Source organism: Paracoccus sp. MA (genome assembly GCF_020990385.1).
In the GTDB taxonomy this organism is placed as follows: domain Bacteria; phylum Pseudomonadota; class Alphaproteobacteria; order Rhodobacterales; family Rhodobacteraceae; genus Paracoccus.
In genome coordinates, this window is record NZ_CP087598.1 from 1,159,205 (window position 1) to 1,171,885 (window position 12,681).

General features: G+C 69.7%; 13 protein-coding genes and 2 tRNA genes. All 15 read right to left on the minus strand.

The annotated features are described in order from the left end of the window. Positions 1 to 7: 7 nt before the first annotated feature. Positions 8 to 1,516 (minus strand): AAA family ATPase, encoded by a 1,509-nt coding sequence (locus tag LOS78_RS12840; protein WP_230378484.1) that lies wholly within the window; start codon positions 1,514 to 1,516, stop codon positions 8 to 10. Between the two features lie 18 nt (positions 1,517 to 1,534). Then, positions 1,535 to 1,626, minus strand: a tRNA-Ile gene (locus LOS78_RS12845). Between the two features lie 16 nt (positions 1,627 to 1,642). Further along, positions 1,643 to 1,909 carry a hypothetical protein gene (locus LOS78_RS12850; protein WP_230378485.1) on the minus strand — a complete coding sequence of 89 codons (267 nt, stop codon included), beginning with the start codon at positions 1,907 to 1,909 and terminating at the stop codon, positions 1,643 to 1,645. A gap of 349 nt (positions 1,910 to 2,258) precedes the next feature. Further along, positions 2,259 to 2,334 (minus strand) — tRNA-Phe (locus LOS78_RS12855). 76 nt (positions 2,335 to 2,410) lie between these two features. After that, on the minus strand, positions 2,411 to 2,560 hold the full coding sequence (locus LOS78_RS12860) for a DNA gyrase inhibitor YacG (RefSeq protein WP_084637785.1): 150 nt from the start codon (positions 2,558 to 2,560) through the stop codon (positions 2,411 to 2,413). Beyond that, positions 2,557 to 3,618: a ribonuclease E/G gene (locus LOS78_RS12865; RefSeq protein WP_230378486.1), complete on the minus strand. Its 1,062-nt coding sequence runs from the start codon at positions 3,616 to 3,618 to the stop codon at positions 2,557 to 2,559. The genes LOS78_RS12860 and LOS78_RS12865 overlap by 4 nt, the downstream gene beginning before the upstream one ends. Further along, positions 3,615 to 4,241, minus strand: a complete 627-nt coding sequence (locus LOS78_RS12870; RefSeq protein ID WP_230378487.1) for a nucleoside triphosphate pyrophosphatase — start codon at positions 4,239 to 4,241, stop codon at positions 3,615 to 3,617. The genes LOS78_RS12865 and LOS78_RS12870 overlap by 4 nt, the downstream gene beginning before the upstream one ends. A gap of 43 nt (positions 4,242 to 4,284) precedes the next feature. Continuing rightward, entirely contained in the window at positions 4,285 to 4,503 is a 219-nt protein-coding gene (gene infA, locus LOS78_RS12875) for a translation initiation factor IF-1 (protein WP_010397442.1), read from the minus strand. Between the two features lie 184 nt (positions 4,504 to 4,687). Next, on the minus strand, positions 4,688 to 5,749 hold the full coding sequence (locus tag LOS78_RS12880; protein ID WP_230378488.1) for a FliM/FliN family flagellar motor switch protein: 1,062 nt from the start codon (positions 5,747 to 5,749) through the stop codon (positions 4,688 to 4,690). Between the two features lie 179 nt (positions 5,750 to 5,928). Next, complete coding sequence (locus tag LOS78_RS12885; RefSeq protein WP_230378489.1) at positions 5,929 to 8,586, minus strand: ATP-binding protein; 2,658 nt, start codon at positions 8,584 to 8,586, stop codon at positions 5,929 to 5,931. Then, on the minus strand, positions 8,576 to 8,818 hold the full coding sequence (locus LOS78_RS12890; RefSeq protein WP_036698152.1) for a hypothetical protein: 243 nt from the start codon (positions 8,816 to 8,818) through the stop codon (positions 8,576 to 8,578). The genes LOS78_RS12885 and LOS78_RS12890 overlap by 11 nt, the downstream gene beginning before the upstream one ends. A gap of 8 nt (positions 8,819 to 8,826) precedes the next feature. Beyond that, positions 8,827 to 9,189 carry a response regulator transcription factor gene (locus LOS78_RS12895; RefSeq protein ID WP_028712126.1) on the minus strand — a complete coding sequence of 121 codons (363 nt, stop codon included), beginning with the start codon at positions 9,187 to 9,189 and terminating at the stop codon, positions 8,827 to 8,829. Between the two features lie 58 nt (positions 9,190 to 9,247). Continuing rightward, positions 9,248 to 10,534, minus strand: coding sequence for a helix-turn-helix transcriptional regulator (locus LOS78_RS12900; protein ID WP_230378490.1), 1,287 nt, complete (start codon positions 10,532 to 10,534; stop codon positions 9,248 to 9,250). 3 nt (positions 10,535 to 10,537) lie between these two features. Further along, entirely contained in the window at positions 10,538 to 11,212 is a 675-nt protein-coding gene (locus LOS78_RS12905) for a response regulator transcription factor (protein ID WP_230378491.1), read from the minus strand. Continuing rightward, a complete protein-coding gene (locus tag LOS78_RS12910) occupies positions 11,209 to 12,606 on the minus strand; it encodes a LapD/MoxY N-terminal periplasmic domain-containing protein (RefSeq protein WP_230378492.1) in 1,398 nt (465 codons plus the stop codon). Before LOS78_RS12910 ends, LOS78_RS12905 begins: the two co-directional genes overlap by 4 nt. Positions 12,607 to 12,681 lie beyond the last annotated feature (75 nt).

Genomic DNA, 12,681 nt, shown 5'->3' on the forward strand with positions numbered 1-12,681 from the left:
CTCTCCTTTAATTAAGCACGGGCTGGCGCATTACCTCGCGCAGCCTCATTTCAACACGATCCAGAACGCGCAACGTATGCCGCCCGGCCTCGATTTCGGCATGGACTTTATCGATCACCTCTTCCGATGCGCCGCATTTGATCAGCCGCTTTTCGATCAAATCGCGCAGATGTTTCCCTCGCGGATAACGGACCTCAAAAACTCGAACGCGATCAAGCAGCGGGGCGGGGATTTGCCAGATTTCATTCGCCGCAAATGCGTAGCTCACGAAAGACAGATCGACCTGGGCACCAAGCGATTGATCAAAAAAAGTCCGTGCGGTGTCGCGCTGGAGCAGCGGAAGAAGCGCATGATGCGGGTCCGACGCCCCGCTATTCTTTTTCGCCTTTTCGATTTCATCGATGAAAAACAGCGGGTTGGCGCAGCCGGTCTGGGCGATAGTTTCGACAATCGCGCCGGGCCGCGAGTTGCTCCAGCGTGCGTCGGTCCCCGCGATCGACATGCCGCCCTCGACGCTTGAAAAATCGAGGCGGCGATATTCAACGCCGCTCAGTTCAGCGAGCCTAGAAAGGAAATGTGTTTTGCCGCAACCGGGCGGACCCCAAATCAGGATCGGCGGGATTTGAAACCAGGGCCGTCCATCTTCGATTGCGTCCTGGCGGCGCTTCCAAATATAATCCAGCGGTTCCGCAAACCAGGGGTGCTCCTCATAGGCAATTGAAATTGCCTCTGTAGCTTCGCTTTCCGTTGCAACGCCGCGCAACTCCAATTTCTTTTCGAGATCGTCAGATGTTTGTTTTCGAGCATCATCGACGCGCGAGAATTTTTGCGTCGCCTTGTAAATGCGAACGGTCGGAATATCGCCAGGAATTACCTCGCCGAGGCCGGGCTCGTCAGAGATAGTTTTTCCGAAATGCTCGTCGTCGAGCCAGCTCAGCAGACCGTCGTCCTTTGCCGCCTGTTCCTGTTTCTCCTTTTCTTTTTCCGATGCGCGCGATTGCAATAGATTGCTCAGCGCCTGGTCTTGCGGCTTGTCATGATCGTAATACGCTGCGACATGAGCTGACGTCAGTGCCCGAGCGCGCGCCTCCTCTGTGCCCGGCAGGGGCTGCCCATCGTCCGCGAAGATCCCGTTCCTAGACAGTTGCACGAGGACGGTGCGCCGGCATTCCGCGGCGAGAACGCGCGGATCGATGCCGTCGTCGCGGAGTCCGCGGCAGATACGATGATACTCCGCCTCTGCGGCGGCGGCGGTCTCGAGTGCAGTCCAGCGGACGAGCTGCTGAGCGTAGTCCATGCATTGGCCGTCGCTCTGGATGAGCGCGATCTGTCGGGCGTGGGCGTGGTGCAGTTCGAGTCGTAGATCCGCCATCGCCGCGGAGATGCGGCGGATATTGTTTGGCGCAAACTCAACCTCCAGCCGCTCCATCGTCGCGTAGGCCGGATGCTCCCCGAAAAGAATGCGACCGCCGACGCGGAGCGCCCACTCGGGCAGCCCGTTAAAACGATTTTCCATTGATTTTGCTCATTTTTTTGGTAGGAGCCGCCGGAGTCGAACCGGCCCGTCTACGCTGATCTGGCGCACCCGGGGGTATAAACCCCAGCCGCACACCGGTGCTGGCTCCCGGAGAAAGTTTGGCAATTATTCCGCCGCGGGGACGTCGATCGTGATCGGCACCGCAAGGCGGATCGTCAACTCAAGGGAGCCGCCAACTTCGCGGGCGGACGTGATCGTCAGGGGCGGGATGCATGCGTTTTGGACACCGCCGTCCAGGAAGTCCGCTGCATAGAGCAGGTGTTTACCGGTGATTGGGTCGGCAAAATCGATACCGAAGCCATACGCGGAGGGGGAAGCAAAGACGTCCGGAAATGCCACCAGAGCGGCGGCCGCATGAGGATTCCACGACATAGGCTGAGACCTTCCTTCTGATGATAGCCAATCAAAAAGGGGCGCTATCTTCAGAGCTGATTTCGATACGCACGTCATCCGTGCCGCCGGAGCGGGGTCAGGATATCGAGCGTATGATCAGCGAGTAGGTCATGGGCCGGATAATGATTCGGAGCCCGGAAAAGGTCAACAGCTTTTTTCGAGGAATCTATTCTCTCGCCACGGCAAGCCGTGGCCCAGCGAAGAGGGGCTAGTAGCAGCTAGATCATGTGCGGAAGGGGTCAGTGTCCCCAAAGTGTCCCCGACCGGGACGGGTCCAGTGCGCATGCCAAGGAGGACCTGGCAACCACCTGTTTTCTCTAGGGAAAAATGGTGCCCGGAGGCGGATTCGAACCACCGACACGCGGATTTTCAATCCGCTGCTCTACCAACTGAGCTATCCGGGCGCCGGAGCATCTTGCTTCGGACTGGCGCGTTGTTATGGCAGCTCCGGGCCGGTGTCCAGAGCCAAAAATGAAATTTTCACTCTTCCCCGTCACTCTCGGGAACCGGCTCGCCGGGAATGCGGTAATCGCCGCGAAACCAGCGTGCCAGGTCGACATCCGCGCAGCGGCGCGAGCAAAACGGCCGGTAGCGATCCGAAGCGGGTTTTCCGCAGATCGGGCATTTCATCGCCGGTCCTCCGCCGTCAGCAGCCGCGCCAGCGGCATGCGGTCACGCTTGCGGCTGATCTCGTAAAGCCCCATCGCCGTCCAGCCGATCAGCACCGTTTCGGCCGATTCCGAGCGGAAGGCGGCGCGCAGGGTCTGTTCCAGCGTGCCGCGGTCGCGCTTGGGCATCGGGGCGAAATCCACCACGATCTGGCCGCCCAGGCCGCGCAGCCGCAACTGGCGCGGCAGATCGCGGGCCAGGGCGATATTGGCCTTGAGCCCCGCCGCCGGCGAATGGTCGCTGCCGGTATTGACGTCGACGGCCACCAGCGCGCGCAGCGCCTCGATCTCGGCCCAGGCGCCGCCGCCCAGTTCGACCCGCGGCTGCAGCATCTGCTGCACCGCCGCCTCCGCGCCGGTCGCCTCGAAGGCATCGGCGCCGTCCTCGATGCTGTCCGGCGGCGGATCGGCCCAGTCCTGCCAGGCCTGGTCGGCAGGTTCGGGCGCGTCGAGCAGAAGTTCCGGCCCGCCTTCGCGATCCGCCAGGATCGCCTGCGCCAGGTCCAGAATCTGCCCCAGCTCGGCGGCGATCTCGTCGTCCGGGGCGGTGGCCGCAATGCTGCGGAAGACGATGCCGGGCGGATCGCTCCGGCCGGCCAGCGCGGCTTCGCCCAGCCGCACCAGCAGGTCGCGCAGCGCATCGTCGCGAATCCGGCGCGAGACGTTCACGCCGGGCGCGCCGGGCGTCACGATGACATGCCGGCCGCGGAAGTTCAGCCGGGCGGAAACCGGCACCGCCTTGCCCTCCTCGGCGCTGCCGCTGACCTGCACGAGCAGGGTCTGCCCCTCGCGCAGCCCGCCGCGGTCGCGCAGGAAGCCGCGCGCGCCTTCGGGCAGGCGCAGGAAGACGCCGCCCTGTCCCTTGACCAGCCGGTCGACCCGCGCGCGGCAGATCGCGCCCGGTGCCAGGGGCGTGGCGCCGGCCGGATCGATGATCAGATCCTCAAGCCTGCCGTCCTGCATCAGCGCCGCAGCAGCGCGGCCAGACAGCTGCCCCAGGACGATCTGGCGTCCCCTCATACCGGTTTCCCCCGAATTCCCACCGCCTCGAGCAGGGCTGCGGTTTCGGCCAGCGGCAGGCCGACCACCCCGCTGTAAGAGCCCTGCATCCAGGCCGCGAAGGCCGAGGCATGGCCCTGGATGGCATAGGCGCCCGCCTTGCCCTGCCATTCGCCGGTGGCGATGTAATGTTCGATCTGTGTGGTGGTCAGCGGGCGGAAGCGGATGACGGTTTCCACCAGGCGCTCGCGCAGCCGGCTGCCATGGGCCAGCGCGACCGCGGTCAGCACCCGGTGCCGACGCCCGGAGAGCAGCCGCAGGTGCCGCCGCGCCTCGGCCGCATCGGCGGGCTTGTCCAGGATTCTGCGGCCCGCGACCACCACCGTGTCGGCGCAGAGAATCGCCCCCTCGGCGCGGCCGGCCAGGGCCGCTGCCTTTTCGCGTGCCATGCGCCGGGCATAGTCGCGCGGGCTTTCGCCGCGCAGCGGGGTTTCGTCGATTTCGGCCGGCAGGATGCGGTCGGGCACGATGCCGATCTGGGCCAGCAGCTCAAGCCGGCGCGGACTGGCCGAGCCGAGGACCAAGGCCGGCACCCTCTCCCTCTCTGCCGCCAGGGATGCGGGGCGTCCTGTCGCATCCGGCATGACATCCGGCGCCGTCGGGTCGCGGTCCGGATTGCCGGCGGTCTTACTTGAAGCGGTAATTGATCCGCCCCTTCGTGAGGTCGTAGGTGTTCATTTCCACCTGAACCTTGTCGCCGGCGAGGACGCGGATGCGGTTCTTGCGCATCTTTCCTGCCATATGTGCGATGATCTCATGGCCGTTTTCTAGCTCGACCCGGAATGTCGCATTCGGCAGGAGTTCCTTCACGACGCCGGGAAATTCGAGCATTTCTTCCTTGGCCATGTTCTCTCCTGTAGGGGTGACCCGCGCTGCAGCGGGCGCAAGCTACATGCGTCCAGACGGGGCGTTTTTCAAGGGGAATCTGGACTTGGCCGGGGTTTCTGCGGCTTGATGGCGCATTGCGGCGGTTAATATCGTGGAAAAGTTGCGGGATTGCGACGGTCCGCGCGTGGGCAAGGCAGGACATTCAGCCCGCCCTGGCCGCCGGCGCGGAAGGATCCAGCGCGCGAAAGGCATCCGGATGGCCAAGATCGGCGAGCGGCGGTTCGGCCTGGTCCGGCAGGATCGGCAAGATCGGCAGCGGGCCGGCGGGCGGCGAGGCGAAGCCCGCCTCGCCGGGCGTCCCGGAGGGCGCGGCGGCCGCCGGCCCGCTGCCGATATCGCGCAGCCGGATGGCGTGGAAGCCGTCCTTTTCCCCCAGCCGCCCGCGGGCGAGCAATTGGCCCCGAACCGTTTCCACCCTGGCCTCGTCCAGCACGTTCTGCGGCAGGGGCAGCAGCGATCCGGGCGTCAGGCCGCGCAGCTGGTGCAGGCTGAGCCTGCGGCGGCAGAGGATGCCGGCCAGCCGGATCGGCGCGGCCTGCACCGCCTCGGCCAGCGACGCCTTGGCGGGATGCGGCCCGGCGGCCCGCTCCGGCGGCTGTATCGGGTCCATCCCGGAAGAGGGCGGCGGCCCCGCCAGCATTCCCGCTTCGGCCGGCAGGGCGATGGTCACCGTGCCGTCGCGCTGCCCGCCGGGACCGATGCGGAACCGGAAGGTCAGGCGCGTCATCTCGCCATCCTCCAGCATCAGCGCCAGCGGGCGCGGGTCGTCCATATAGGTGGCATAGCGAAAGGCGCCGAAATCGGGGCAGCCGTCCCGCGCCGCGCATTCCCGGGCCAGTTCGGCCAACAGCGCATTCACGAAATCGGCCGAGATCGTCGCATCGGTCCGCGTGGGCTTTCGCGGCGGCGCCGGGCGCGACGTCACGCGGCCGATGGCCTGCATCTCGATCAGCGATGCCAGCAGGCCGGGGCAGATGGCGACCACGCCCAGGGCGTCGCCGCGCCCCTGCACCACCGCAAGCAGGGCGCGTTCCGGCAAAAGCTCGGGCAATTCGGAGAGGGTCATGCGCGCCAGTTCGATCCTTTCGACAAAGACCGGCAGGCGTGCCTGTTTCTCGGCCGCGCGGGCGAGGGCGGTGGCGGCGGCACGTTCCAGCCGGAATCCGGCGCTGGCCTGCGGCTGCCCGGCCGGGACGTCGCGCATTCTTTCCCGTTCCGCGATCCAGCGGCGCAGGACCCGGCCGGATGCCGCCGTCGCGGGTCCGTTCCGTCCCGTCCCGGCATGTTCCGGGCCGCCCGCCTGTTCCGTTGCTGCGCTTTCCATACCCGACCGAATCGATACTGCCTTTGGCGCAGGATGGCACGGACTGGTTGCGGAAAGGTTTAACCCGCGGCATTTTCCGGATTTTCCGCCCGGCGCGGCGGTCGCGGCGGCAGGGCGATGCGGAAACAGGCGCCGCCCTGGCCCGGCAGATAGCTGATCGAACCGCCCAGGAAGCCCATGATTTCCTTGCAGATCGCCAGGCCCAGCCCGGCGCCTCCGGCGCGCGACGGATCGTCCAGCCGGGCGAATTTCTCGAAGATCAGCGCCCGGTCTTCCGGGCCGATGCCCGATCCGTTGTCGTGAATGTCGATCTCGGTCCCGCCGCTCGCCGTGCGGCGGGCGTCGATGCGGATGGCCGGCTCTGCGGCGTCGCAATATTTCCGCGCATTCGCGATGACGTTGATCAGCACCTGCAACAGCCGGTCCGGGTCGGTGATGACCGGCAGATGCTCGGCCAGGGGGTTGCGGCGGATGGCGAAATCGCGCCCCGCGGCATTCGCCCCGGCCGCGGCCAGCGCCCGCTCGATCAGGTCGTGCAGGTTGGCGACGCCGGGCTTGAGCTGCGCGCGGCCGGATTCCAGCACCGAGATGTCCAGCAGATCGTCCAGCAGCCGGGTCATGCGCCCGGCCTCGTCCTGGATGATGCCGGCGAAGCGGGCGCGATCCTCGGCCGGCAGGTCCGGCTCCATCAGGATCTCGGAAAAGGCGCGGATCGAGGTCATCGGCGTGCGAAGCTCATGGCTGATCTGGCCGAGGAACGCATCCTTCTGCTCGGACAGCGCGGTCAGTTTTTCGTTGCTTTCCCGCAGCATGGCGGCGGTTCTTGCCAGTTCTGACGAGGTCTGCTCCAAGCGGCGGTTGTCCTCGCGCGCCCGGCTCGCCTCGTCCGCGACCTCCATGAGTTCGGCCACGGTGACGCCGCCGCGCCCGCCCACGCGGGTCATCAGGGCCGAGGCCGTCGCCGCGCCGACCGTGCCGGCCAGATGGCGTTCGTAATCGGCGAGGAAGCGCGGGGTCAGGTCGGGAAGATAGCCGGATTTCCCCTGGTCCTCGGCCGCCCGGCGGAACACGTCGAGCGCATGTTCGTTGCCCCAGATCCGCCCGGCCAGCGTCAGCAGCGCCTCGGCCTGCACGGCGGCGCCGGCCTCGCTGGCCGAGGCGTCGGGCGCGATGGCATGGACGAAGGACAGCGCCTGCAGCCGCTCGGTCGGATCGGGGAAGTCCATCAGCGAAATCATGGTCATGAGCAGAAGGTTGACCGCCAGCGCCAGCAGCACCGCCCCGGCGAAAGGGTCGATCCCGGCCGGCATCGCCGGCGGCGCGGCCAGCCCCAGCGAGGGCAGGAAGATCATCCGCCCCCAGATCAGCGCCCCGGCGAGGATGCCGGCGATGGCGCCGCGCCGGGTGGCGCCGCGCCAGATCAGCCCCGCCACCATGGCCGGCAGCACCTGCGCCATGCCCGAGAAGGCGACCGTGCCCATCGCCGCCAGCGCCGTGGTGCCGCCGGTGCTGCGGTGATAGAGCCAGCCGGCGCCGATCACCGAGACGATGGCCAGCCGCCGCGCGTTCAGCATCAGCGCGCCCAGATCCTCGCGCGCCGCGGCCGGCTCGGACAGCGCCGCCTGGCGCAGCCACAGCCACAGCGGCACCAGCCAATGGTTCGCCATCATCGTCGACAGCGCGATGGCGCTGACCACCACCATGGACATGGCCGAGGAAAAGCCGCCCAGGAACACCAGCGCCGCCAAGGTGTCGCGCCCCTGCGACAGGGGCAGGGCCAGCACGTAGAGATCGGGATTCGAGCCCCGGGGCAGCAGGTCCGCGCCGACCACCGCGATGGGCAGCACCAGAAAGGACATGGCGGCCAGATAGGCGGGAAAGGCCCAGCCGGCCTGGCGCAGCCGGTCCTCGTCGCTGGCCTCGACCACCAGGACGTGGAACATGCGCGGCAGCACCATGACCGCCGCGCCCGAAAGCATGATCAGCGCGAACCAGCGGTCGGGCCGGATCAGCCAGCCCTCTCCCCCGGCCGAGACCGCCATGCGGTCGATGCGCGCCAGCACGTCGGCAGGCCCGTCGGCGATGCCCCAGAGCACATAGGCCCCGACCGCGACGAAGGCGGCGAGCTTGACCACCGCCTCGACCGCGATGGCCATGATGACGCCGTGATGGCGCTCGTTGGCGGCCAGGTGGCGGGTGCCGAACAGGATGGCGAAGGCGGCCAGCCCCAGCGCCACCCACAGCGCGACGTTGCCGGGCAGCGGATGGCCCGGCACGGCAAAGGCCGAGAGCGCCATCGAGACCGACTGCAGCTGCAGCGCGATATAGGGGGTCGAGGCCAGCACCCCGATCAGCGTCACCAGCGCCGCCAGCCCGGCGGATTTGCCGAACCGGCTGGAGATCAGGTCGGCGATCGAGGTCACGCGATGCAGCCGCGCCACGCGGACCAGCCGCCGCAGGCCCCACCAGGCGCCGGCGAAGACGATGCCGGGGCCCAGGTAGATGGTCAGGAATTCCAGACCCGAGCGGGTGGCGTAGCCCACGGCGCCGTAGAAGGTCCAGGCCGAGCAATAGACCGACAGCGACAGCGTATAGATCGCCGGGCGGTTCATCCAGCGCCAGCGGCCGGCCGCGGCGGCGCGGTCGGCGGCATGGGCCAGAAGGAACATCAGCGCGACATAGGCGACCGAGGCGGCGCCGAGGGTTTCAGGCGTCATCCTCGTCCTCCGCCCCTCCGCCCCCGATCGCGCCATGCAGCGCGGCGGTGACGGCGATGGTCAGCGCCCAGCTGGCGGCCAGCCAGACCGCACCGCGGGCATAGCTGAAATATTGCGGCAGCCACATCGGCGGCAGCACGGCCAGCAGCGCGAACAGCACCGGCAGGACGCGGGTGGCATCGCCCAGCCGCCGCTTGCGATAGGCGTCCCGGCCCAGGAACAGGCGGCGCATCCGCGCTCTCATTCCGGGCCGAGCAGCTCGCGCACGGCGGCGCGCAGATCGGCATTGGCGAAGGGCTTGGCCAGGATGCGGTCGGCACCCTCGGGCAGGTTGGCGATGCCGCGCGCCGTCAGCAGCAGCACCGGCAGCGCCGCCAGCCCGGGATCGGCGCGCAGATCGGCCAGCACCTCGGCGCCGCTGCGGCCGGGCAGCATCAGGTCCAGGATCACCAGCCGCGGCGCCAGGGCGCGGATGCGCTGAAGGGCGCCGTTGCCTTCGGGCCATTGCTCGCATCGCCAGCCCTCGCGCGACAGGATGAAGCGGACCGCTTCGGCAATGCTGGGTTCGTCCTCGATCAGCAGCACATCGACGGTTGCGGTCACGGGCGGCACTCCTGAAGCTTTGCGGCGATCATGGCGGGGGGCGGGGGCGTTGTCAAAATCAGACCGGCCCCAGGATCGAGGGCTCGTGCCGGGCCGCGCAGGCCGGGCGCGGGCAGATCCGGCAGGCCGGCCCCACCCCCAGCGCCGGGCGGGGGTCGCGGCTGGCGGCGGGGCGGACCAGCATCTGCGCGCGGCTGAGCGCCGGGCCGTCGAAGCCCATCGGCAGCAGGCGTTCGGCCACGGCCCAGGCGGCGAAACGGTTGCCGTTCGTGGTCTCGATCAGCCGGGCCACCGGCAGCTGCGGCTGGGCCAGCGCCTCGAACAGCGGCCAGAGCGCGCAGCCCTCGCCCGGGCGCGGCAGTTCGAAGCCCGGCGCGGCCTGGCGGAACAGCGGCGCGCCCGAACCGTCGCAGACGATCAGCCCGGCCTGCGCCCAGGGGCCGGGGCGCAGCATGCCCAGCCGGCGCAGCACCAGATCCAGCGGCCGGCCCAGCCGCGCGGCGACCAGCGCCGGGTCGCAGGCCGCCTCGCCCGCCTCGTCCACCACCGCCGCCAGCGCCGCGTCGGGCAGGGCGGCGCGGTCGCGCGCCTGTGCCGTCAAGAGCTCCTGCGCGATGACCCGCGCCGCGTCCGAGACGAGCTCCGCCGCCTCGCCGGGCTCGGGTTGGCCGGCGGCGATCCAAGCCTCGACCTCCTCCTGCGGCGACATCGGCACCGCCTCGTCCTCGAAACTGTCGAGATAGGCGACCAGCGACTGCGCCGTTCGCGACAGGCGCTGGCTGTCCGTGTCCAGGTTGGCGTGGAAGCGGTCGCGCCATTCCGGCTCGATCTCGGGCGTCTCGGCCAGGATCGAGGCGGTCGAGCGCAGCGCCGTCACCGCCGATTGCACCTCGTGCAGCGTCGCCAGCAGATAGGGGTCGCGGGTCATGCGGTCCGACAGCGCGACCAGCCGCCGCTCCAGCGCGTCGGCGCGGCGCGTCGTCCCGGCCAGGGCCGAGGCCCAGCCGGGAAACCGGGCGGCGAATTCGGCGATCTGGTCCAGCTCGACCGGGGCGCCGGGCTGTTCGGCGGCGCGCGCCGCCGCCTCGCGCAGCGCGCCGATCAGCGCCTCCTCGCGGTCCGAGGCCAGTTCGGTCGCGTCGATCTCCAGCGCCTCGGCCAGCCGCGACAGCAGCTCTTCTCCGACCGGGCGGCGGTTGTGCTCGATGAGGTTCAGATAGGCGGCCGAGATTTCGGCCCGCCGCGCCACCTCGGTCTGGCGCCGGCCGAGCGACAGCCGGCGCTCGCGGATGCGGGTGCCGATCAGCGGCCGGGCGACGGGGTGGCGGGGCAAGGAACGTGGCATGGCTCAGATCCCGTCGCGGGTCTCCTCCAGATGGCGGATCGCCTTGACGACCAGATCGGCGAAGCTTTGCGCCGACAGCTTGTCCTTCAGCGTCTGGCTGACGTTCGACACCGTCTTGTAGCTGATATTCGCCCGCTCGGCGATCTCTCGATAGCTGAGCCCCTCGGCGATGGCGCGCAGGATGTCGAGCTCGCGCGGGGTCAGGCGCGGGCGCGGCGGCGCGGCGCCGGGCCGCTCCAGCAGGGCGATGCGGCGCGCGAGATCGGCCGGGACGTAGTCGCCGCCGCCCGCCACCGCGCGCAGCGCCTCGCAGATCTCCTCCGAGGGCGAGTCCTTCATGGTGATGCCGTTGCAGCCGGCCTGCAGCGCCCGCCGCGCGATGATCGGGCTGCGATGCATGGTGAAGACCAGGATCGGCTGGCTGGCCCCGGCGGCGCGCAGACGCTCGATCAGCCGCAGCCCGGCCAGCCTGGTCTCGCCCATGGTCAGGTCCACGACGATCACGTCCGGCGCCTGGCGTCGCCAGGCCCGCCAGCCCTGCGAGGGCGTGGCGGCGGCGATCACCTCGCAATCCAGCCGGCCGCGGGTGATCCATTCCCAGCCTTCCGCCACCACCGGGTGGTCGTCCACGATCAGCACGCGCAGCGGCGGGGTCAAGCAGGGGGCGGTGGCGGTCATCGGGCTGTTCCTTGGTCGGGCGGGCAGGGCAGGTGGAATTCGGTGAGGGTCCAGCCCCCTTCGCGCCGGGGCGGCAGGTAGCGCCCGCCAAGCGCGCTGGCGCGGTCGCGCATCCCGGTCTGGCCCAGCCCGGGGCGGCCCGCGGCGGCGGGGCCGCCGCCATCGTCGCCGATCCGGGCGGCGATGCCCCCGTCCTTGCATGCAAGCCGGATCCGGATCGCGCCGGGCGCGGCATGGCGCAACGCGTTGAGCACGCTTTCCCGCACGAAGCGGTAAAGTGCGATCCGTCCGGCCTCGCCCGGCTCGGGCAGATCGGGCGGGCAGTCCAGCGCGATGGCGGTATCGGGCGCGATCTCGGCGAACTCGACCAGCAATTCCTGCAGCATCTCGGGCAGGCTTGTGTCCTCGGCCGGGGCCAGGCGCAGGTCGTCGATGGCGGCGCGGGCGCTTTGCCGGATCGCCTGCGCGTGGCGGGCGACGGCGGAAAGCGCTTCGGCCAGCGCCGGGTCGCGCGCGGCCCCGGCGGCGCGGCCGGCCTGGCCCGCCGCCGCCTGCAGCGCGAAAAGCTGCGGGCCGATGCCGTCATGCAGGTCGCTGGCGATGCGGGCGCGCTCGGCCTCGGCCAGGGTCAGCATCCGGCCCTGCAGCTGGCGGTTGCGGGCCCGTTCCTCGGCCAGATGCGCGGCCAGCGCGTTCACGCCGTCGGTCAGCACCGCCAGCTCTGCCAGCCCGGTCTGCGGCGCGGGGTGGTCCAGATCGCCCGCCCGCATCCGGTCGAGCGCCGCGCCCAGCAGGCCGAGCCGGCGCAGCACCAGCGCGGTGATGGCCATGGTCACGCCGATCGCCGCCAGCGCCGTCGCCGCCAGCAGCGGCAGGATCAGCCGGGAATTCTCCCAGGCCTCGGCGATCTCGTCCTGCGGGTCGGTGCGGATCTCCAGCACGCCCAGCACGTTGGGATATTGCGCGACGGCGATCATCTCGCGCAGCGGCTCGGGGCGGATCAGCCCCGCGAACCATTCCGGCACCCGCTCGGGCGGCAGGCGCGGCGGCAGGGCCAGCGCGACCGGCCGGCCCCCGGCATCGCGCAGCTCGGCGGACAGGTGGCGCTGCGCCTCGATCTCGGCGGCGATGCGGGCGGCCTCGGCCATCATGTCGCGCCGCTCGAAGGCGGTGGGCAGGTGCAGGGTGGCGAAGGCATTGGCCAGCCGGAAGGCCGATCCGGTCTCGTCCCGGACCGAGCCGCGGGCGTTCAGGATCAGCACCGAGGCGACGATGGCGACCATGGCAAGCCAGGCCAGCGCCGAGCCGCCAAGCGCCAGCGACCGCAGCGCCACGCCGCGCCCGCGTCGGGCCGGCGCGTCCCCCACAGCCGCGATATGGCCGGTTGCGTCCATGATCCTCCCTGCCGCCGCGGCGGCCCCTCGGGGAAAGACTAGGACGCGGATGGGGGCGGGGCAAGCGGGCGCGAT